Source organism: Pseudomonas sp. RIT778, assembly GCF_019718735.1.
Lineage (GTDB): Bacteria > Pseudomonadota > Gammaproteobacteria > Pseudomonadales > Pseudomonadaceae > Aquipseudomonas > Aquipseudomonas aphyarum.
The window spans coordinates 16,985-36,217 of record NZ_JAIHBA010000002.1; the positions used below are offsets into that span (position 1 = coordinate 16,985).

Sequence of the window (19,233 nt, forward strand, 5' to 3'; positions counted from 1 at the left end):
TATCAAGAATGTGCAAAAGCCCCACCCGGTGGGGTGAGGCTGTTTTGAAGCGTGAACCGCGTAGCGCTTACAGGAAGATGAACTTGGCGATGAAGATCGCGCAGAGCACCCACAGGCTGACGGAGATTTCTTTGTACTTACCGGTGCCGGCCTTCAGCGCGACATAGGTAATGAAGCCCAGCGCGATACCGTCGGCGACCGAGAAGGTCAGCGGCATCATGATCGCGGTGACGATCGCCGGAATGCTGTCGGTCGCTTCGTCCCATTCGATGTGCGCCATGCCGCCCATCATCAGCATCGCTACGTAAATCAGCGCGCCGGCGGTGGCATAGGCGGGAATCATGCCGGCCAGCGGTGCAAAGAACATCGCGGCTATAAATAGCACACCCACGGTGACTGCGGTAAGACCAGTCCGACCACCAGCCGCTACACCGGCGGCACTTTCCACGTAACTGGTGACCGGCGGAACACCGACGACTGCGCCGAAAACGCTGGAGGCGGAGTCAGCTTTCATCGCACGGGACAGGTTTTCGATGCGGCCGTCAGCGTTCACCAGGTTGGCGCGCTGCGCGACGCCCATCAGGGTGCCGGCGGTGTCGAACATGTGCACGAAGAGGAAGGCCAGCACCACGCTGATCATGCTGACGTTGAACACGCCGGCGACGTTCATGGCCATGAACGTCGGCGCCAGGCTTGGCGGGGCGGACATGATGCCCTCGTAGTGCACCAGACCAATCCCCCAGCCGGCCAGAGTCACGGTGATGATGCTGATGAGGATCGCGCCGAACACTTTGTGGTAGCTGAGGATCGCGATCATCAGGAAGCAGATGGCGGCAAGCAGCGGGCCGGGTTCACGCAGCGAGCCGAGCTTGATCAGGGTGGCCGGGCTATCGACGACGATGCCGGCGGTTTTCAGACCGATCAGCCCGAGGAACAGACCCACGCCGGCGCCCATCGCATAGCGCAGGCTGACCGGAATGCTGTTGAGCAGCCATTCGCGAATCCGCGAAAAGGTCAGGATCATGAACAGCACGCCCGAGACGAACACCGCACCGAGCGCGGTTTCCCAGTTGTAGCCCATGGTGCCGACCACGGTGTAGGTGAAAAACGCGTTGAGGCCCATGCCCGGCGCCAGGCCTACCGGCCAGTTGGCGTAGAGGCCCATCAGCAGGCAGCCCAGCGCGGCGGCGATACAGGTAGCGACGAAGGCTGCACCGTGATCGATTCCGGCATCGGCCATGATGTTCGGGTTGACGAAAATGATGTAGGCCATGGTGATGAAGGTTGTCAGACCGGCAATCAGCTCGGTCTTCACCGTGGTGCCATGCAAGCTGAGTTTAAAGATGCGCTCAAGCAGGCCATTGCGTAACGGCGGCGAGAGTTCCAGCGTCGATGCTTCGGATTTGCGGCTTTCCACAGCGAGTACTCCTCAAGAGTTTTATTGTTATTTCCAGGACCGGACCCATGAGGGGTGGCAGCGGCCCTTTGAGGCATACGCGAATTTGTTGACCATGAGGTCAGGAACTCGCACGCTGTGGATTATGCTTTTGTGTACAAATAAAGCAAATATTGTTTTTGGTTTTGTAGACGAAAATGCTGGCGATCAAGCTATATCACTCGTTCGGACGATGGGTTCCCAGCGCCAGATTCACCGCAAGCCAGCCGTTTACCGCCGTTTCGCCGGCTTCGGCAAAGACGCGCTCAAGCAATTTCACCTGTTCACGGCGCAACGCCTGTTCAAGTTTCGCGCCTTCAACGGTCAGTTCCAGCAAGCGTTTACGCTTATCGGTCTCGGACGCCACGCTGTCCACCAGATGCATTTCCTGCAACTGCCGCAACGGCATGTTCAGCGCTTGCTTGCTGACGCCGAGCAGCGCGAGCAATTCCTTGACGCTCAGGTTCGGGTAGCGGGCGATGAAAAACACGATGCGTTGATGCACCCGGGACAGGCCGCGACGCTCGAGCATTTCATCGGCCTTGGCGGTGAACGCCTGGTAACCGAAGAAAAACGCTTCCATGGCTTGTTGCTGGCTGGCGCAGTTTTTAAGGTCAAGCATATTGACGTTTCCAGAGAGGGTGTCGTAATTTCAGTCAACAAGTTTGACTCATTTTTCCCATGCCTCGCTAGCGGTGACTTCCATGGCTTTTTCCGAACGTGTCTCGCGCCTCAAAAGTTCTCTGATCCGTGAAATCCTTGCCGCGGCTCAGCGCCCGGAGGTCATGTCATTCGCCGGTGGTTTGCCGGCCGAAGCGATGTTGCCGAAGGTCGAGTGGGCCGACATGCCGCTGTCTCTCGGCCAGTACGGCATGAGTGAAGGCGAGCCGGCACTGCGCGAAGCGCTGGCAGCAGAGGCGAGGGCGCTGGGGTTGCCGTGTGAGGCGAGTCAGGTGCTGGTGGTCAGTGGCTCCCAGCAAACCCTCGATCTGGCGGCCAAGCTGTACATCGACAAGGGCACCGAAATCCTGCTCGAAGCGCCGACCTATCTGGCGGCCTTGCAGATCTTCCAGCTGTTCGGCGCCGATTGCCTGACCGTACCGCTGGAGGCTGACGGCCCGAACCTTGCGCAATTGCGTCAGCGTCTGGAACAGCACCACCCGGCGTTCATCTATTTAATCCCGACCTTCCAGAACCCCTCCGCCGTGCGCTATAGCGAAGCCAAGCGCGAAGCCGTTGCGGCATTGCTCGACGAATTCGGCGTGACCCTGATCGAAGACGAACCCTATCGCGAGCTGACCTTCGACGGCGGCAGCGCCCAGCCAATTGCCGGACGCCTGAAGAAATCCAGCTGGATCTACACCGGCACCGTGTCGAAAACCCTGCTGCCAGGCCTGCGTGTCGGCTACCTGATCGCCAGCCCGGATCTGTTTCCGCATCTGCTCAAACTCAAGCAGTCAGCGGATCTGCACACCAATCGCATCGGCCAGTGGCAAGCATTGCAATGGATCGGCAGTGAGAAATATCAGCAGCACTTGAGTGAATTGCGTGGCTTCTATCGTCAGCGCCGCGATGCCTTTCAAGCAGCGCTGGAAACTCACTTCGGCGATCTGGCGGACTGGAACACGCCGCAGGGCGGGCTGTTTTTCTGGCTGACCCTGAAGCAACCGCTGGACACCCGCACCTTGCTGAACACCGCGCTGGCCAACGATGTGGCGTTCATGCCGGGTGAACCGTTCTTCCCCGAGCCGGATCGCAATCCCGGGCATCTGCGTCTGAACTTCAGTCACATCGACCCGGCCCGACTGGACGAAGGGCTCAAACGTCTGGCGGCGGTGGTGCGCCAGGCTCAGGCCGCGCAGGCGGCATAAAAAACCGGCCATCAGGCCGGTTTTTTTTGGATCAGACTGCGGCGAACCGCTTGTTCAGATACTCGATGATCGTGTTGGACTCGTACATCCAGGTGGTCTGGCCGTTCTCTTCGATGCGCAGGCACGGCACCTTGATCTTGCCACCCTGTTCCAGCAGGGTCTGACGATCCTGCTCGTTGTTTTTCGCGTCCTTCAGGGCCACCGGAACATTCAGGCGACGCAGGCTGCGGCGGGTCTTCACGCAGAACGGGCAGGCGTGGAACTGATACAGGGTCAGGTCCTTCGCGGCGGCGTCAACCTGAGCCTGGGCAGCGGCGGGGCGCTGTTTCTTGCCCGGGCGGGTCAGGAAATCAACGAAGATGATCAGTTGGCCGAGGCCGACACGAAGCGCTTTGACGAACACGTTACAAGCCTCACTGGGACATTGAAGAAGGCGCGCAGCTTACCCGATTTTTCACGGACGAAAAAAAACCGGCGATCAACGCCGGTTTTTTTCTGTCACGCATTACTTGATCAGGCTGAGAAACTCGCTGCGGGTCGCCGCGTTTTCACGGAACTCACCGAGCATCACCGAAGTGATCATCGACGAATTCTGTTTCTCCACACCGCGCATCATCATGCACATGTGCTTGGCCTCGATCACCACGGCCACGCCCAGCGCGCCGGTGACCTGCTGGACCGCATCGGCGATCTGGCGGCTGAGGTTTTCCTGGATCTGCAGGCGGCGGGCGTACATGTCGACGATCCGCGCGACCTTCGACAGGCCCAGCACTTTGCCGCTCGGGATATACGCGACGTGGGCCTTGCCGATGAACGGCAGCAGGTGGTGTTCGCACAACGAGTACAGCTCGATGTCCTTGACCAGCACCATTTCGCTGTTGTCGGAGCTGAACAGGGCACCATTGGTGACCTCTTCGAGCGTCTGTTCATAACCGCGGCAGAGGTACTGCATGGCTTTGGCGGCACGCTTTGGCGTGTCGAGCAGGCCCTCGCGGGAGACGTCCTCGCCCAGTTGGCCGAGAATCGCGGTGTAATTCTGTTCCAGGGACATGAAACTACCTGTGGGGATTTTCGCAAAGGGCAAGGGTACGGTGGCGGACACGACCCTGCAAGTTCGGTGTGACGGGTTTATTCGTCGCGGCCTTCCATCATGGTGCGTTTGAGCATCACATACACGGCGCCGGCGCCGCCATGTTTCGCCTGGCACGAGCAGAAACCGAGCACTTGCGCATGCTGGCGCAGCCAGGTGTTGACGTGGCTTTTGATCATCGGCCGCTTGCCGTCCAGACGCACGGCCTTGCCGTGGGTGACGCGCACGCAGCGGATTTCGAATTTGGTGGCTTCGGCGAGAAACGCCCAAAGAGTTTCGCGGGCCTTTTCGACGCTCATGCCGTGCAGGTCGAGGCTGCCTTCGAACGGGATCTGCCCGACCTTGAGCTTGCGCATCTGGCTTTCCTGCACGCCGTCGCGGGCCCACATCAACTCGTCTTCGGGACCGACGTCGATCACGAACTGATCGGACAGGCCGTCAACGGTAGTGGTGTCGGTGCGCACGGTGGCGGACTGGCGCAGCTTGGCAATTTGTGCGCGGTCTGCCTTGGGTTTGCCGGTGTCGGCGCGGTCGTGCTTGATCGGCTTGACGCCTTGGATCGCACTTTTGAACAGGGAAAAATCGTCGTCTTGCATGTCAGCCTCCGCGAAGGGCGGCCAGTTTACCCAAACAGACACAAAACGGCCCGGCAAAAAGCCAGGCCGTTGATCAATCGTGTTTTTTCATCAGGTGCGGGGACATGTTCAATTCCCGCGATTGCCGTGCGCGACGCCGGCAACGACGCCACAGGGCCACGCCGAAATACAGGAACAGCAGGCCGACTGCGAGAATGATTGCCGAGCCAAGCGGTGTTGCATTCAGATCGCCGAGCGCCGGCGGGCGCCCCAGCAGGCTGGCGGCCCCGGCCATCGCCAGCAGCACGCCGAACGTCGCCAGTATGGCCGCGATCGCCGCGCCGAATCGAAATCGCCAGTTGCTTTGGCCTTTGGGCCGCAAGCGGCGTGCGTCAAATCCATCGGATAACTTCATTCCGACCTTCCTCAATGGGTATCGGCCCTTCGACCGGGAGTTGACCGGGTTGTTCCTGAGGCTAGGGTAATTGAAGCAAATGCGAGGTTTTTGCAGATGAGCGGCGGGCTGAGCCGCTCATTTACGTTCGATCAGATCAGATCCTGGGTCAGCGCGAGGGTGGCGAAGTTGTCGGCCATGATCGCCATTTCCGCTTCCTGCACCTGTTCGGCGCTGAGCACGCGGCCCTTGAACGGCAGATCGCGGGTGGCGCAGGCATCTTCGACGAGGGTGCAGCGGAAACCCAGGTTTTTCGCCGCGCGCACGGTGGTGCTGACGCTGGAGTGACTCATGAAACCGCAGACGATCAGGTCCAGCGAGCCGATGGTTTGCAGGCGATCGTAGAGTTCGGTGCCGTGAAAGGCGCTCGGCAGCAGTTTGCCGATAATGGTTTCATCGCCCTGGGGTTCCAGGCCGGGGATGAACTCGCCGCGTTCGCCCTGCGGGTCGAACAGGCCGCCGACGGTGCCGAGGTGACGCACGTGCACGATCGGCCGGCCGGCTGCGCGGGCGGCGGCAACCAGTTGTTTGATGTTCGCGACAGCCGCGTCCATGCCGCTCAGGGCCAGCGGGCCGCTGAGGTACTCTTTCTGGGCATCGATGATGACCACGGTGGCATGGCTCAACGTGGCCGCTGCGTAACCGCGACCGCTGAGTTGAAACATCGTTTTTGGAACGGACATTCTGGGGCTCCTTCGGGTGGGGCTTTTGCGACATTGTCCTCTGGCTGAGCGGTTCTGTGAATCGCTACCATCGTAGACACCGTCGTTGCTGGCCTGCAGCCTTGTCAAGTTACACGATCTGTTCAATAGCCGAGGGGAAAATCGGAAGAGTCCTACCGTCGCCCCGGAATCTTTCCTGCGTCGTCGCGGCGCGTTTTGGCTGCTAGAATCGCCAGTCGTTTTTTCTGGAGTTCTGCCCCGTGATCACTTCCCGACTTCGTACCCTGCGCGACCACATCCGTTGGGCCGTCAGCCGCTTCCATGGGGAGGATCTGTTTTTCGGCCATGGCACCGACAATGCCTGGGACGAAGCCCGGCAGCTAGTGCTCGGTGCCTTGCACCTGCCATGGGAAATCGCTGACAGCTATCTGGATTGCGCGCTGGAAGACGACGAACTGGTCAATCTTCAGCGCCTGCTCAAGCGTCGCATCGAAGAACGCATTCCGACCGCTTACCTGCTGGGCGAGGCATGGTTCTGCGGCATGTCGTTCATCGTCGATGAGCGCGTGCTGATCCCGCGTTCGCCGATTGGCGAGCTGATCGAAAACCGTTTTGCCCCATGGATCGGCGACGAACCTGCGCGCATTCTCGACCTGTGCACCGGCTCCGGCTGCATCGGCATCGCCTGCGCCTACGAGTTCCAGAACGCCGAAGTGGTGCTGGCGGATCTGTCGTTCGAAGCGCTGGAAGTGGCGAACCAGAACATCGAGCGTCATGGCGTCGATGAGCGTGTGTTCACCGTGCAGGGCGATGGTTTTGATGGTCTGCCGGGTCAACGTTTCGACCTGATCGTGTCGAACCCGCCCTACGTCGATGCGGAAGATTTCGCCGACATGCCGGACGAATACCAGCACGAGCCGGAACTGGGCCTGGCCTGCGGCGATGACGGTTTGAACCTGGTACGCCGGATGCTCGCCGAAGCGGCGGATCATCTGACCGAGAAGGGTTTGCTGATTGTCGAGGTGGGCAACAGCCAGGTGCACGTCGAGGCGCTGTACCCGGAAGTCGATTTTGCCTGGCTGGAGTTCGAGCGCGGCGGGCACGGCGTGTTCATGCTGACCGCCGAACAGTGCCGCGCCCATCAGGCACTGTTCGCTTCCCGCGTCTAAATTGCTCTGATCGTTCCCACGCTCTGCGTGGGAATGCAGCCCGGGACGCTCTGCGTCCCATCCGAGTCAAACGCGGAGTGTGGGAAAGATCAGTCAGCGGTGCGTTGCAATCCAGATCAGCAACCCGGCCTGAAACACCGCAAACGCCACCAGACAAGTAATGGTGAAACGCAACCCGGCGTCTTCGCGCTTGAACTTGCTGACCTTGTCTTCCTGCTTCTTCAGCTTCACTTCCTGCTCGGCCAGATTCTGCTCGGCCTGCTGCAACATCTGCGCAGCTTCAAGAATTTCGACGATCTGCAGCTTTTCGCTGTTCCAGTCGCCCAGCAAATCGCCGACCTGCACTTCCTTGACGCTGCCCTTCAAATGCTGGGCGTCGGCGTAAACCACATCAAAGCCATGCACCCGCAGAAAGTGATCGCGGCGCAGGCGAGTGTCTTCGTTCAGCGCGTCCTTGTTGTTCAAGTCCATGCCGTCGACGGTGTAGGTGGGCCAGCGTTTTTTCGCCCAGTTGATGCCCTGGGCAGCCATGAAACGGCCGATGCCACGATTCATCGGTTCGATCTGCAAACCGCTGTCCGGGCCGAAATGCACGCGTTTGGTCGTGTGGTCGACCCACACGTCCAGATGATTCTGTTCTTTACGCACGCGCTGAGCGGGCAACTTGATCGCCATGCGCATCAGGCTGTGTTCTTTGCCGTTGCGCTCGGCGTAACCGAATTCAACGAAGCGCAGCGGCCGCCCGCCGGTGTTGCGGTCGGTCTGCAACGGCGCCAGGCGGAGCATCTTGTGGTGCTCGACGTGGACATCCGCCCATGGCAGCTCGACCGCTGGCGGTGCGTCTTTTTCAGCGGTGGTGTCGGGTGAAGTCTGGGTATCAGTCATAACGGCGAGATCCTGTCCAAGCTGCTTGCCGCCAGCCAGTACGCTGGCGACAAAGGCTTATCGGCCGTTTTCCATAGGACTAGAGGGTAAAAGAGCTCAACGGGTGCGAAGTCCGTCAATAAATTCAAGGACGCGTGTCCCCAGTTCTGCCGCCAGCGGCAAATTCGGGTCCTTGTAGGAGGCCAGTTGCCGCTTCACGTCGTTGGGCACGATGCGCAACACGTGGTTCATGCCTTCGATCAGCGCCAGCTCCGCGTCCGGTTTGGCAGCCTTGAGCAATTTCGCATCATCGACCTGGACCTGGATGTCGTTGCTGCCTTGCACGATCAGCGCCGGCATTTTCAGTTGAGCGAAGGCCGCCGCCGGATCCTGACGGAACAGTGAAATCAGATACGGCTGCACGCTCGGACGGAAAATCACCTGCAACGGCGCCGGCACATTGTCGTCGGTGCGCCCGGCCTTGAGGCTGTCGAGCAGTTCATTGCTGCGCAGCATCAACGGGGGAGGGAGGCTGCGGGCCAGTTGCCGACGCAGCACCTGATCAATCGGTCGGGCCGTGCCGGAAAGCGAGATGACCGCCGCCGCGTCGACCTTTGGCGCCGCGAGGCTGGCAATCAGCGCGCCTTCGCTGTGGCCGAGCAGGATCAACGGGCCGAAGCGCGGATCGGCTTTAAGCTTCTGACCCCAGGCCACGGCGTCCGCCACATAGGCTTCCACCGACAGGTTTCGCTCGTCCGGGGTTGCCGCAAGGCTGGCCGCCACGCCGCGCTTGTCGAAACGCACGCTGGCGACATTGTGTTTGGCCAGCACCCAGGCCAGTCGTTTGAGGCTGTCATTGCGCCCGCCGTCGGGGTTGTTTCCGTCACGATCGGTAGGACCCGAGCCAGAAAGGATCAGGACAACCGGCACGGGGCTGTCGGATTTCGGCAGCAACAGCGAGCCGAAAAGTTCGCCATTGTCGGTAGTCAACGTGACCGGACGTTGCAGGACAGTTGCCTGGACAAAGCCGGTAAACAGGGAAAGGCTCAAGATCAAAACTCGCAGCATCATCACGCCATCATTTGCCAAGGTGCCGGTTGGACTCACCCACACCGCTAAGGTTCGAGGATGAACTACTCGGTTAGCCTGCGTATACTGGCGCGCATCACGAATTTGGGTTCGATTTCACGGAGCGTCCTGCATGTCCGGCAATACCTACGGCAAGCTGTTCACTGTCACCACCGCGGGCGAAAGCCATGGTCCGGCGTTGGTCGCCATTGTCGACGGCTGCCCGCCGGGCCTGGAGATTTCCCTTGAGGACCTGCAACGCGATCTCGACCGTCGCAAGCCGGGCACCAGCCGCCACACCACCCAGCGCCAGGAAGCCGACGAAGTCGAAATCCTCTCCGGCGTGTTCGAGGGCCGCACCACCGGCTGCTCCATCGGCCTGCTGATCCGCAACACCGACCAGAAGTCCAAGGACTACTCGGCGATCAAGGACCTGTTCCGCCCGGCCCACGCCGACTACACCTACCACCACAAATACGGCGAGCGCGATTATCGCGGCGGCGGTCGCAGCTCCGCGCGGGAAACCGCCATGCGCGTCGCGGCCGGCGCCATCGCCAAGAAATACCTGGCCAGCCAGGGCATCGTCATTCGCGGCTACATGAGCCAGCTCGGTCCGATCGAAATCCCGTTCAAGACCTGGGAATCGGTCGAGCAGAACGCCTTCTTCAGCCCGGATCCGGACAAAGTGCCGGAGCTGGAAGCCTACATGGACCAACTGCGTCGCGATCAGGACTCCGTCGGGGCGAAGATCACCGTGGTTGCCGAAGGTGTGATGCCGGGCCTGGGCGAGCCGATCTTCGATCGTCTCGACGCCGAACTGGCCCACGCGCTGATGAGCATCAACGCGGTCAAAGGCGTGGAAATCGGTGCCGGTTTCGCCTGCGTCGCCCAGCGCGGCACCGAACACCGTGACGAGCTGACCCCGGAAGGCTTCCTCAGCAACAACGCGGGTGGCATCCTCGGCGGGATCTCTTCGGGTCAGCCGATCGTCGCGCATCTGGCGTTGAAGCCGACTTCGAGCATCACCACCCCGGGCCGTTCGATCGACATCGACGGCAATCCGGTCGACGTGATCACCAAGGGTCGTCACGATCCGTGCGTCGGCATCCGCGCCACGCCGATTGCCGAGGCGATGATGGCCATCGTGCTGATGGATCACCTGCTGCGTCACCGTGGCCAGAACGCCGATGTGCGCGTGAGCACCCCGGTGCTGGGTCAGCTTTGATGGGTGATCTCAAGGCCGCCGCGGTCTGACCGTGGCGGCGCTTCCGTACTGGCGGCTGTCCAGTTTCTATCTGTTCTATTTCGCCTTGCTCGGTTCGACGGCGCCGTTTCTGGCGCTGTACTTCGATCACCTCGGATTCAGTGCGGCACGCATCGGCGAGCTGGTGGCGATCCCGATGCTGATGCGCTGCGTGGCGCCGAACATCTGGGGCTGGCTCGGCGATTACACCGGCAGACGCCTGGTCATCGTGCGCTTTGGCGCGGTGTGCACGCTGCTGACTTTCTCATTGATTTTCGTCAGCAAGACCTACGCCTGGCTGGCGATGGTCATGGCCTTGCACGCGTTCTTCTGGCACGCGGTGTTGCCGCAGTTTGAAGTCATCACATTGGCGCATTTGCAGGGCCAGACCTCCCGCTACAGTCAGATTCGCCTGTGGGGCTCGATCGGTTTCATCATCACCGTGGTTGCTCTCGGTCGGCTGTTCGAGTGGCTCAGCCTCGACATCTATCCGGCGGCGCTGGTGTTGATCATGGCCGGCATCGTCCTCAGCAGTCTGTGGGTGCCGAACGCGCAGCCACCTCAGGGCAACCGGCCGACAGGCGAGGGCTTTCTCAAGCAGTTGCGCAATCCCGGGGTGCTGGCGTTCTACGGTTGCGTGGCGCTGATGCAGATGAGCCACGGGCCGTATTACACGTTTTTGACGCTGCACCTCGAGCGACTGGGCTACAGCCGTGGCGTGATCGGCATGCTCTGGGCGGTCGGCGTGGTGGCGGAAGTGCTGATGTTCATGGCCATGAGCCGGATCCTCGCGCGTTTTTCCCTGCGGCGGGTGCTGATGGCGAGTTTTCTGCTGGCGGCGCTACGTTGGTTGCTGCTAGGTTCGTTCGCCGAGTTCCTGTGGGTCCTGTTGTTTGCCCAGGTGCTGCACGCGGCGACGTTCGGCAGCTTTCATGCGGCTGCCATCGCGTTCGTGCAACGTAGCTTCGGCGCGCGCCAGCAAGGGCAGGGCCAGGCGTTGTATGCAGCGCTGGCCGGCACCGGTGGTGCGCTCGGCGCGTTGTATTCCGGTTACAGCTGGAATGCCCTCGGCGCGACATTGACCTTTAGTATTGCCAGTCTCGCAGCGCTCGCCGCTGCCGTTATCATTGCCATTCGAATGCAAGAGGACAGGCCATGAGCCTTACCCGTGAACAGCTTGCCCAGCAAATTGTCGACGCCGGGCGTTTTCTTTATGGTCGCGGCTGGTCGCCGGCCACCAGCAGCAATTACTCGACGCGCCTGTCGCCGAGCGAAGCGCTGCTGACCGTGTCCGGCAAGCACAAAGGCCAATTGGGCCTGGACGACGTGCTCGCCACCGACCTGTCCGGCAACAGCCTGGAGCCGGGCAAAAAACCGTCTGCCGAAACTCTGTTGCACACCCAGCTCTACAGCTGGCGTCCGGAGATCGGCGCGGTGTTGCACACCCACTCGGTGAACGCCACGGTGCTGTCGCGCCTGACGCCGCAAGACTTCATCGAGTTCGAAGACTACGAACTGCAAAAAGCCTTCAGCGGCATTTCGACCCACGAATCCCGGGTGCGCGTGCCGATCTTCGACAACGATCAGGACATTGCGCGCCTCGCCGCCAAGGTGCAGCCTTGGCTTGAAGCCCATCCCGATTGCGTCGGTTATCTGATTCGCGGCCACGGCCTCTACACCTGGGGCGCGCAGATGAGCGATGCGCTGCGCCAGATCGAGGCCTTTGAATTCCTGTTTGAATGCGAGTTGAAGACCCGCAGCGTCATGAACCGCCAAGGCTGACTTCACCAGAACCAGCCCATTTGCCTGATGAATGCAGTGCCCGACCGGTCTCGAAGAACCGGACGGCAAGGCCGATACCGAGGAATGCCCCATGAGCAGCCTGTCCGTCTATCACGTTTCCAGCCCCGAGATTCCGAACAAGGTGCTGACCCATTTTGAAGACATCGCTTCGACCCTGGCCGAGCAGGGCGTGCGCTTCGACCGCTGGCAAGCCGCCGCGAAGATCCAGCCCGGCGCCAGCCAGGAAGAAGTGATCGGTGCCTATAAAGAACAGATCGATAAACTGATGACCGAGCGCGGTTACATCACGGTCGATGTGATCAGCCTCAACAGCGATCACCCGCAAAAAGCCGAATTGCGCGCCAAGTTCCTCGAAGAACATCGCCATGGTGAAGACGAAGTACGCTTCTTCGTCGCCGGTCGCGGCCTGTTTACCCTGCACATCGACGATTACGTCTACGCCGTGCTGTGCGAAAAGAACGACCTGATTTCGGTGCCGGCCGGCACCAAGCACTGGTTCGATATGGGCGAGAACCCGCACTTCGTGGCGATCCGTCTGTTTAACAACCCCGAAGGCTGGGTCGCCAACTTCACCGGCGAAGACATCGCCGGCCGCTTCCCGCGTCTGGAGGACTGAGTCGATGTCGATCAAGGTCATTCTCACCGACATCGAAGGCACCACCAGCGCAGTGAGTTTTGTGTTCGACGTGCTGTTTCCGTATGCCGCCAAACACCTGCCGGACTTCGTTCGCCAGAACGCCCAGCGTGCCGACGTTGCCGAGCAACTGGACGCCGTGCGCCGCGACAGCAACGAACCGCAGGCTGACGTCGAGCGGGTCGTGGAAATTCTGCTGGCCTGGATCGCCGAAGATCGCAAAGCCACGCCGCTGAAAGCGTTGCAAGGCATGGTCTGGGAACAGGGTTATCAGGCCGGGCAGTTGAAAGGCCATGTTTACCCGGACGCCGTTGAAGCGCTCCAGCGCTGGCATCAGGCCGGGTATCAACTATTTGTGTATTCGTCCGGTTCGATTCAGGCGCAGAAGCTGATTTTCGGCTGCTCGGAAGCCGGGGATCTGACGCCGCTGTTCAGCGGTTATTTCGATACCACTTCGGGACCGAAGCGCGAAGCGCAGTCGTACAGCAATATTCAGCAGTCCATCGGAGTGGATCCGCAGGAAATCCTGTTCCTGTCCGACATCGTGCAAGAGCTCGATGCCGCCCAGGCCGCCGGCCTGCAAACCTGCGGGCTGGCCCGTGAAGGCGGGGAGTTGGCAGGGCATGTAACCGTGGACAGTTTCACCGGGATCGAGCCGGAAGCGTTCTGAGTTCACACAATCGACGCGCAAAAAAAACAGGCCGTGAAGCGAGAGCTCCACGGCCTGTCTGTTTATACGGTGTTCGAATTACATCGAGTGATAGGTCGGCAGGGCAAAACGCTGCTGGCTTTGCAGCATGCCGATCTGTGGCAGCTCGCTGGCCTGTTCCGCCAGATCACGACGGATCGCGCTGATCGCCCACGACAGTTGATCACCGGTATGCAGTTGCTGATACGTGAGCGCACGCTTGAACACTTTGCCGTCGGCACTCTTCAGCGTCAGCAGGATCCCGCCATCGGGACGGGGCTGGGTGGTGACGGCGAAGTTGGAAAACAGGGAGGTAAATTTTTCTTGGATCAGGTTCATGTCTTTCAGCTCCGTATGCACTTGAATGGCAAGCATGCGTAGGGAGTTGCAGCGATTGTGCCAGTATTTCTGTTTTTAAAAATCGTTATAAATCAATAAGTTATAAAATGTTCACGTTTCGACTGTCGTGCAATCTGCATGAATGGCCATCGTGCATCCTGCATTTTGCGGGATCGCTGTCGATCCGATGGAACCATTCCGGCGGGCCGCAATCCCGCTTCGCCTTGTAGCGCTGGCGGATACAAAACATTGCAAAAACCGCGTGTACAGCCCGCGAAGCCCTGACGTATTTTCGGCCTCGACCCTCGCTCGAGAAGCGCTGGTTGCCTCACCCGATTGCCCGACAATAAAAATCCGGCCTGCACGTCAAGGTCGAACGGGAGCTGCCATGCGCCACGCGCCGAGCGACACGATTACCTGGGGCATGATGCTCCGCAAACTGCCGATGATTGCCAAAGCCATCCCCCGGGTGGTGAAAGGCATGAAGGTGGCCAACGTCAAGGATCCGACCCAAACCTGTGGCCTGGGCTGGACATTCGAGCAAGCGACCCTGCGCAATCCCGAAGGCCCCGCGCTGCTGTCGGGCGAGGTGGTGCTGAGTTATTCACAGGTCAACCAGTGGGCCAACCGCATCGCCCATTATTTGATCGGGCAGGGCATCGGCAAGGGCGATGTGGTGGCGGTGTTCATCGAGAACCGCCCGGAACTGCTGGTGACGATTCTGGCGCTGGCCAAAGTCGGCGCGGTCAGCGCGCTGCTCAATACCTCGCAGACCCGCGATACGCTGATTCACAGCATCAATCTGGTGACGCCGGCGGCGATTGTCGTCGGTGAAGAATTGCTGCCGGCATTTGCGGCGGTACGCGAGCAAGTGTCGATCCCGGCAGCGCGCGCCTGGTTCGTCGCCGATCAGGATACCTTCAGCCATCCGGGCATCGCGCCCGAGGGTTATATCAACCTGATCAGCGCCAGTGCCGATGCCTCTGGCGACAACCCGGCCAGTAGCCGGCAGATTTTCTTCGACGATCCCTGTTTTTATATCTACACCTCCGGCACCACCGGTTTGCCCAAGGCCGGGGTGTTCAAGCACGGCCGCTGGATGCGCAGTTCGGCGAGCTTCGGCATGATCGCCCTCGACATGCGCCCGGACGACATCGTTTATTGCACCTTGCCGCTGTACCACGCCACCGGGCTTTGCGTGTGCTGGGGTTCGGCGGTCAATGGTGCGTCGGGTTTCGCGATTCGCCGCAAGTTCAGCGCCCGGCAGTTCTGGAGCGACGTGCGCCGCTACCGCGCAACCACCATTGGTTACGTCGGCGAGCTGTGCCGGTATCTGTTGGATCAGCCGCTCAGCGCCGACGATAGCCGTCACGATGTGCGCAAGATGATCGGCAACGGCCTGCGGCCCGGCGCGTGGGCCGAGTTCAAGACCCGCTTCGGCGTGGATCACATCTGTGAGCTTTACGCCGCCAGCGACGGCAATATCGGCTTCACCAACATCCTCAATTTCGACAACACCATCGGCTTCTCGCTGATGGCCTGGGAACTGGTCGCCTACGACCAGGACAGCGGCGAACCGATTCGCGGCGCTGACGGGTTCATGCGCAAGGTCGGCCGGGGCGAGCGAGGCCTGTTGCTGGCGCGGATCGACGACAAGGCACCGCTGGATGGCTACACCGACCCACAGAAAACCGCCAAGGTTGTGCTGCAGGACGTGTTCACCAAGGGCGACCGCTTCTTCAATACCGGCGATCTGCTGCGCAACATCGGTTTCGGTCACGCGCAGTTTGTGGATCGCCTCGGCGACACCTATCGCTGGAAGGGCGAGAACGTCTCGACCACCGAGGTCGAAAATCTGCTGCTCCAGCATCCGCATATTTCCGAAGCGGTGGCCTATGGCGTGGAAATCCCCAACACCAATGGCCGCGCCGGGATGGCGGCGATCACCCCGGCCGAGTCTCTGGCGACCCTGGATTTCGCCGAACTGCTGGCCTTCGCCCGCCAGCGCATGCCGGCCTACGCGGTGCCGCTGTTCTTGCGGGTCAAGGTGAAAATGGAAACCACCGGCACCTTCAAATACCAGAAAACCCGCCTGAAAAACGAAGGTTTCGATCCCGGCCAGACGGGGGATGATCCGATTTACGCCTGGCTGCCGGGTACCGAAACCTACGTGCAGGTCACGGATGAAATTCTTGCGGACATCCGGGTAGGCAAGTTCCGTTATTGATATTGGCTATCGGCGGTCTTGGAAAAAAGGGGATGACAGCTATCGCCGCGCTCGGGAAACTATCGGCTTTCCGATTGACCGAAAGTGGAGTTGCCCCCATGTCCGACCAAAGCCGCCAGATGACCCCCGAAGAAGCTGCCGAATTCACCGAGCAGGTATTCAACAAGGCGCGCGAGGGCGATGCGGTGATGCTGGATCGCCTGATCACTGCCGGTCTGCCGGTGAACCTGACCAACAGCAAGGGCGACACCCTGCTGATGCTCGCCAGTTACTACGGGCATGTGGACGCGGTGCAAGTGCTGCTCAAGCACAAGGCCGATCCGGAACAACGCAACGGCAACGGCCAGAGCCCGATTGCCGGCGCGGCGTTCAAGGGTGATCTGGCCGTGGTCAAGGCATTGGTTGCTGGCGGGGCGCAGATCGAAGGCGCCTCGTTTGATGGCCGCACGGCGTTGATGATGGCGGCGATGTTCAACCGCGTTGAAATCGTCGACTTCCTGATCGACCAGGGCGCCGATCCGAAAGCCAAGGACGCCAACGGCATCACCGCGCTGGACGCGGCCCGCACCATGGGCGCTGTCGACACTACTGCGCAGCTGGAAAAACTGCTGGGCTGAAGCCGCTGGCCGGAACCCGCTCTGTGGTGAAGGCGAGAATGCGCTATCCTTCGCGCCCTCAAAATTCCCTTCGCCACAGGATCCGCCCCCATGAAAGCCGCACTCGCCGAACTCATCAGCAAAATCAGCTCCGGCTGCATGGGCGACGACGAGATTCAGAAGGTCGCTGACGAAGCGGCACAGGCCTACGCCGATGCCGACGCTTTTCTGACCGCCAACCCGGACATCAACTACGACGACACTTTCCCGATTCCGCTGGGCGAGTGGGTCGTGGTCGGCAGCCTGCCGGAGACCGTGCTGTTCCAGGCTGACACCTACGCCGACCTGTTCGCGCAGATCGTTGCCTCGTTCGGCCCGGGCGTCGAGTTCAACCTCAAGCCCAAGCAACTGGCCAAGACCGAGGCGCTGACCGCGCTCAACCGCATCCAGGTGCAGATGAGCAGCCTGAACAAGGAAAACGGCGGTTACACCCTGATGAACTTCAGCCAGTTGCTCGACGACGAGCTGCAAGTGGTGCTGGTTTACGGCAACGACGTACCGCGCGTGCTGGAACTGTGCGCCGAAGTCGGCATTGCCGCCGCGCCGTCGCTGGAAGCCCTGAAGGTCGCCGTTCACGTCTGAACGCAATAAAAGGGAACCCTGTGCGCGACCGTCTATCCTAAAAGTGCATGCCACTATTCTGGAGCGACACCATGGGTTCCACGTTCAACGGCCTGGTCGGCCTGATCATTCTTGCGCTCGACATCTGGGCGATCATCAATGTGCTGAAAAGCGGCGCCGAGACCGGGATGAAAATCCTCTGGGTGCTGCTCATCATCCTCCTGCCGGTGCTGGGCCTGATCATCTGGGCGATTGCCGGGCCGCGGGGCAATGTGCGGATCTGACCGTTCGCAGCCTGATTGGGTCGGGCCGATGAACTGAGGTTCGACCTGTCATCTTCTGCAACGTAGAATGCGCGCCTTTCCCGGGCAATCGAACCTGACGATTGGCGCCCGCGCATTCATCGGAGCACTTCACCATGACCGTCACCAAGACCAGCGAATACCTGGAAACCCTCTACGAAGGCTACGGCCAGCGTTTTCGCATGGAAAAACTGCTGCACGAAGTGCGCACCGAACACCAGCACCTGGTGATTTTCCAGAACCCGCGCATGGGCCGGGTGATGGCGCTGGACGGCGTGATCCAGACCACCGAAGCCGATGAGTTCATCTACCACGAAATGCTCACCCACGTGCCGATCCTCGCCCACGGCACCGCCAAGCGCGTGCTGATCATCGGCGGCGGCGACGGCGGCATGCTGCGCGAAGTGACCAAGCACGCCAGCGTCGAGCACATCACCATGGTCGAGATCGACGGCACCGTGGTCGACATGTGTAAGGAGTTCCTGCCGAACCACTCCAAGGGCGCCTACGACGATCCACGCCTGAATCTGGTGATCGATGACGGCATGCGTTTCGTCGCGACCACCACTGAAAAGTTCGACGTGATCATTTCCGACTCCACCGACCCGATCGGCCCGGGCGAAGTGCTGTTCTCGGAAAACTTCTACCAGGCCTGCCACCGCTGCCTGAACGAGGGCGGCATCCTCGTGACCCAGAACGGCACGCCGTTCATGCAGATCGAAGAAGTGAAAACCACCGCCGGCCGCCTGCGCAGCCTGTTCCCGGACTGGCACTTCTATCAGGCGGCCGTACCGACCTACATCGGCGGTTCGATGACCTTCGCCTGGGGCTCGACCAACCCGGCCTACCGCAAGCTGAGCCGCGAAGTGCTGCAACAGCGCTTCATCGGCAGCGGCATCGTCACCCGCTACTACAACCCGGAAATCCACATCGGCGCCTTCGCCTTGCCGCAATACGTGCTGCAAGCGGTGAACAAGCCAAGTAACGACTGATCGTTCGCGGGTCAGAAAAAGCCGAGGCCGGTGTGTGAATACACACCGGCCTCGGCTTTTTTCATGTTGCATCGGTGTAAACCTTTTGAACGATCAATCCTGACAAAAGTCGAGATAGGTGTAAGCCCATTTGCGGGTTTGATCGAGGAGGCTCCGATGTCAAAGTGGAAAGTCACTTTCGTGGACGATCATGGTGAAACGATCGACGAAGTCTTCGAGTGCGAGGAATGCCCCAGCCATGAACGGGCAGCCCGCCTCATCAAGGAACGACTCCTGCCAGTCGCCGCCGAGCTTGACCTGAACGATCTGGAAGGGCGCACCGCCGATGCCGGCGTGAAAAGCCTGAAAACCCAGAACAGCATCGAAATCCGCAGCATCACCCCAATCTGAATCTTCATTTTCTTCATGTACCAGGCCTTGGCAGCGGCTCTATCTTGGGGCTACTCTGCAAGCGAGATCAGCGAACGGATCGCTAAGGTCTGGTCTTGTCAGCTACATGCTTGTTTCCCGCCGGCAACGCGGTTGCCGTAAGCACCCGGGCCCGTTGGGCCAGTGCAGGGAATACGGAAAGTCTATCCATCTATGCGAGGGGGACGATTC

At 60.6% G+C, this 19,233-nt stretch carries 23 protein-coding genes; 13 read left to right on the forward strand and 10 right to left on the reverse strand.

The annotated features are described in order from the left end of the window. Positions 1 to 67: 67 nt before the first annotated feature. Both K5E37_RS01595 and K5E37_RS01600 read right to left on the reverse strand, forming a co-directional pair. Positions 68 to 1,417, reverse strand: coding sequence for an NCS2 family permease (locus K5E37_RS01595; RefSeq protein WP_007960018.1), 1,350 nt, complete (start codon positions 1,415 to 1,417; stop codon positions 68 to 70). A 196-nt stretch (positions 1,418 to 1,613) separates the two neighbouring features. Then, the gene (locus K5E37_RS01600) at positions 1,614 to 2,057 is read right to left on the reverse strand and encodes a MarR family winged helix-turn-helix transcriptional regulator (RefSeq protein ID WP_221532954.1); all 444 of its coding nucleotides are present in this window, start codon (positions 2,055 to 2,057) and stop codon (positions 1,614 to 1,616) included. Positions 2,058 to 2,139: 82 nt separating this feature from the next. On the opposite strand from K5E37_RS01600, the gene K5E37_RS01605 reads away from it, so the two are divergent. Then, positions 2,140 to 3,306, forward strand: a complete 1,167-nt coding sequence (locus K5E37_RS01605) for a PLP-dependent aminotransferase family protein (protein ID WP_221532955.1) — start codon at positions 2,140 to 2,142, stop codon at positions 3,304 to 3,306. A gap of 31 nt (positions 3,307 to 3,337) precedes the next feature. On the opposite strand, the gene K5E37_RS01610 is transcribed toward K5E37_RS01605, so the two are convergent. The 5 genes from K5E37_RS01610 to K5E37_RS01630 all read right to left on the reverse strand — a co-directional run bounded on the left by K5E37_RS01610 (position 3,338) and on the right by K5E37_RS01630 (position 6,108). Next, complete coding sequence (locus K5E37_RS01610) at positions 3,338 to 3,709, reverse strand: glutathione S-transferase N-terminal domain-containing protein (protein WP_007960011.1); 372 nt, start codon at positions 3,707 to 3,709, stop codon at positions 3,338 to 3,340. 102 nt (positions 3,710 to 3,811) lie between these two features. Beyond that, positions 3,812 to 4,357 carry a GTP cyclohydrolase I FolE gene (gene folE / locus K5E37_RS01615; RefSeq protein ID WP_003204506.1) on the reverse strand — a complete coding sequence of 182 codons (546 nt, stop codon included), beginning with the start codon at positions 4,355 to 4,357 and terminating at the stop codon, positions 3,812 to 3,814. A gap of 77 nt (positions 4,358 to 4,434) precedes the next feature. Further along, on the reverse strand, positions 4,435 to 4,992 hold the full coding sequence (locus tag K5E37_RS01620; RefSeq protein WP_085690493.1) for a Smr/MutS family protein: 558 nt from the start codon (positions 4,990 to 4,992) through the stop codon (positions 4,435 to 4,437). A 73-nt stretch (positions 4,993 to 5,065) separates the two neighbouring features. Continuing rightward, on the reverse strand, positions 5,066 to 5,386 hold the full coding sequence (locus tag K5E37_RS01625; protein ID WP_007960009.1) for a hypothetical protein: 321 nt from the start codon (positions 5,384 to 5,386) through the stop codon (positions 5,066 to 5,068). Positions 5,387 to 5,517: 131 nt separating this feature from the next. Further along, positions 5,518 to 6,108, reverse strand: coding sequence for a cysteine hydrolase family protein (locus K5E37_RS01630; RefSeq protein WP_011333204.1), 591 nt, complete (start codon positions 6,106 to 6,108; stop codon positions 5,518 to 5,520). A gap of 239 nt (positions 6,109 to 6,347) precedes the next feature. Here K5E37_RS01630 and prmB point away from each other — a divergent pair, with 239 nt between their 5' ends. Continuing rightward, positions 6,348 to 7,256, forward strand: coding sequence for a 50S ribosomal protein L3 N(5)-glutamine methyltransferase (gene prmB / locus K5E37_RS01635; RefSeq protein WP_007960007.1), 909 nt, complete (start codon positions 6,348 to 6,350; stop codon positions 7,254 to 7,256). A 93-nt stretch (positions 7,257 to 7,349) separates the two neighbouring features. On the opposite strand, the gene K5E37_RS01640 is transcribed toward prmB, so the two are convergent. Both K5E37_RS01640 and K5E37_RS01645 read right to left on the reverse strand, forming a co-directional pair. Next, complete coding sequence (locus K5E37_RS01640; protein ID WP_007960006.1) at positions 7,350 to 8,141, reverse strand: hypothetical protein; 792 nt, start codon at positions 8,139 to 8,141, stop codon at positions 7,350 to 7,352. 96 nt (positions 8,142 to 8,237) lie between these two features. Beyond that, positions 8,238 to 9,191 (reverse strand): alpha/beta hydrolase, encoded by a 954-nt coding sequence (locus K5E37_RS01645; protein WP_221532956.1) that lies wholly within the window; start codon positions 9,189 to 9,191, stop codon positions 8,238 to 8,240. Positions 9,192 to 9,321: 130 nt separating this feature from the next. Between K5E37_RS01645 and aroC the strand changes: the two genes are divergently transcribed. From aroC to mtnC, 5 genes are all read left to right on the forward strand, one after another. Continuing rightward, positions 9,322 to 10,413, forward strand: coding sequence for a chorismate synthase (gene aroC / locus K5E37_RS01650; protein WP_011333207.1), 1,092 nt, complete (start codon positions 9,322 to 9,324; stop codon positions 10,411 to 10,413). Positions 10,414 to 10,444: 31 nt separating this feature from the next. Further along, complete coding sequence (locus tag K5E37_RS01655; RefSeq protein ID WP_221532957.1) at positions 10,445 to 11,590, forward strand: MFS transporter; 1,146 nt, start codon at positions 10,445 to 10,447, stop codon at positions 11,588 to 11,590. Further along, positions 11,587 to 12,213, forward strand: a complete 627-nt coding sequence (locus tag K5E37_RS01660; RefSeq protein ID WP_221532958.1) for a methylthioribulose 1-phosphate dehydratase — start codon at positions 11,587 to 11,589, stop codon at positions 12,211 to 12,213. The genes K5E37_RS01655 and K5E37_RS01660 overlap by 4 nt, the downstream gene beginning before the upstream one ends. 91 nt (positions 12,214 to 12,304) lie before the next feature. Further along, complete coding sequence (locus K5E37_RS01665; protein WP_039770173.1) at positions 12,305 to 12,850, forward strand: acireductone dioxygenase; 546 nt, start codon at positions 12,305 to 12,307, stop codon at positions 12,848 to 12,850. Between the two features lie 4 nt (positions 12,851 to 12,854). Beyond that, the gene (gene mtnC / locus K5E37_RS01670; RefSeq protein WP_007959993.1) at positions 12,855 to 13,538 is read left to right on the forward strand and encodes an acireductone synthase; all 684 of its coding nucleotides are present in this window, start codon (positions 12,855 to 12,857) and stop codon (positions 13,536 to 13,538) included. A 78-nt stretch (positions 13,539 to 13,616) separates the two neighbouring features. Here the strand turns inward: mtnC and K5E37_RS01675 are convergent, their stop codons facing one another. Continuing rightward, the gene (locus tag K5E37_RS01675) at positions 13,617 to 13,895 is read right to left on the reverse strand and encodes a DUF3509 domain-containing protein (RefSeq protein WP_039769924.1); all 279 of its coding nucleotides are present in this window, start codon (positions 13,893 to 13,895) and stop codon (positions 13,617 to 13,619) included. Between the two features lie 388 nt (positions 13,896 to 14,283). Here K5E37_RS01675 and K5E37_RS01680 point away from each other — a divergent pair, with 388 nt between their 5' ends. From K5E37_RS01680 to K5E37_RS01705, 6 genes are all read left to right on the forward strand, one after another. Next, positions 14,284 to 16,122 (forward strand): long-chain-acyl-CoA synthetase, encoded by a 1,839-nt coding sequence (locus K5E37_RS01680; protein ID WP_221532959.1) that lies wholly within the window; start codon positions 14,284 to 14,286, stop codon positions 16,120 to 16,122. Between the two features lie 98 nt (positions 16,123 to 16,220). Further along, a complete protein-coding gene (locus tag K5E37_RS01685; protein ID WP_085608799.1) occupies positions 16,221 to 16,739 on the forward strand; it encodes an ankyrin repeat domain-containing protein in 519 nt (172 codons plus the stop codon). Positions 16,740 to 16,829: 90 nt separating this feature from the next. Then, complete coding sequence (locus tag K5E37_RS01690; protein ID WP_129973348.1) at positions 16,830 to 17,360, forward strand: hypothetical protein; 531 nt, start codon at positions 16,830 to 16,832, stop codon at positions 17,358 to 17,360. Between the two features lie 71 nt (positions 17,361 to 17,431). Further along, positions 17,432 to 17,623, forward strand: a complete 192-nt coding sequence (locus tag K5E37_RS01695; protein WP_007959984.1) for a PLDc N-terminal domain-containing protein — start codon at positions 17,432 to 17,434, stop codon at positions 17,621 to 17,623. A 134-nt stretch (positions 17,624 to 17,757) separates the two neighbouring features. Next, a complete protein-coding gene (gene speE / locus K5E37_RS01700; RefSeq protein ID WP_007959983.1) occupies positions 17,758 to 18,633 on the forward strand; it encodes a polyamine aminopropyltransferase in 876 nt (291 codons plus the stop codon). A 156-nt stretch (positions 18,634 to 18,789) separates the two neighbouring features. Beyond that, positions 18,790 to 19,023 carry a hypothetical protein gene (locus tag K5E37_RS01705; RefSeq protein WP_007959980.1) on the forward strand — a complete coding sequence of 78 codons (234 nt, stop codon included), beginning with the start codon at positions 18,790 to 18,792 and terminating at the stop codon, positions 19,021 to 19,023. Positions 19,024 to 19,233 lie beyond the last annotated feature (210 nt).

Coding starts and splice junctions, on each gene's coding strand:
- K5E37_RS01620 (WP_085690493.1), bottom strand. CDS start 4,992: ATGCAAGACGACGATTTTTCCCTGTTCAAAAGTGCGATCCAAGGCGTC.
- K5E37_RS01675 (WP_039769924.1), bottom strand. CDS start 13,895: ATGAACCTGATCCAAGAAAAATTTACCTCCCTGTTTTCCAACTTCGCC.
- K5E37_RS01695 (WP_007959984.1), top strand. CDS start 17,432: ATGGGTTCCACGTTCAACGGCCTGGTCGGCCTGATCATTCTTGCGCTC.
- K5E37_RS01600 (WP_221532954.1), bottom strand. CDS start 2,057: ATGCTTGACCTTAAAAACTGCGCCAGCCAGCAACAAGCCATGGAAGCG.
- mtnC (WP_007959993.1), top strand. CDS start 12,855: ATGTCGATCAAGGTCATTCTCACCGACATCGAAGGCACCACCAGCGCA.
- K5E37_RS01645 (WP_221532956.1), bottom strand. CDS start 9,191: ATGATGCTGCGAGTTTTGATCTTGAGCCTTTCCCTGTTTACCGGCTTT.
- K5E37_RS01705 (WP_007959980.1), top strand. CDS start 18,790: ATGTCAAAGTGGAAAGTCACTTTCGTGGACGATCATGGTGAAACGATC.
- speE (WP_007959983.1), top strand. CDS start 17,758: ATGACCGTCACCAAGACCAGCGAATACCTGGAAACCCTCTACGAAGGC.
- K5E37_RS01660 (WP_221532958.1), top strand. CDS start 11,587: ATGAGCCTTACCCGTGAACAGCTTGCCCAGCAAATTGTCGACGCCGGG.
- aroC (WP_011333207.1), top strand. CDS start 9,322: ATGTCCGGCAATACCTACGGCAAGCTGTTCACTGTCACCACCGCGGGC.
- K5E37_RS01690 (WP_129973348.1), top strand. CDS start 16,830: ATGAAAGCCGCACTCGCCGAACTCATCAGCAAAATCAGCTCCGGCTGC.
- K5E37_RS01665 (WP_039770173.1), top strand. CDS start 12,305: ATGAGCAGCCTGTCCGTCTATCACGTTTCCAGCCCCGAGATTCCGAAC.
- K5E37_RS01640 (WP_007960006.1), bottom strand. CDS start 8,141: ATGACTGATACCCAGACTTCACCCGACACCACCGCTGAAAAAGACGCA.
- folE (WP_003204506.1), bottom strand. CDS start 4,357: ATGTCCCTGGAACAGAATTACACCGCGATTCTCGGCCAACTGGGCGAG.
- K5E37_RS01625 (WP_007960009.1), bottom strand. CDS start 5,386: ATGAAGTTATCCGATGGATTTGACGCACGCCGCTTGCGGCCCAAAGGC.
- K5E37_RS01685 (WP_085608799.1), top strand. CDS start 16,221: ATGTCCGACCAAAGCCGCCAGATGACCCCCGAAGAAGCTGCCGAATTC.
- K5E37_RS01680 (WP_221532959.1), top strand. CDS start 14,284: ATGCGCCACGCGCCGAGCGACACGATTACCTGGGGCATGATGCTCCGC.
- K5E37_RS01630 (WP_011333204.1), bottom strand. CDS start 6,108: ATGTCCGTTCCAAAAACGATGTTTCAACTCAGCGGTCGCGGTTACGCA.
- K5E37_RS01605 (WP_221532955.1), top strand. CDS start 2,140: ATGGCTTTTTCCGAACGTGTCTCGCGCCTCAAAAGTTCTCTGATCCGT.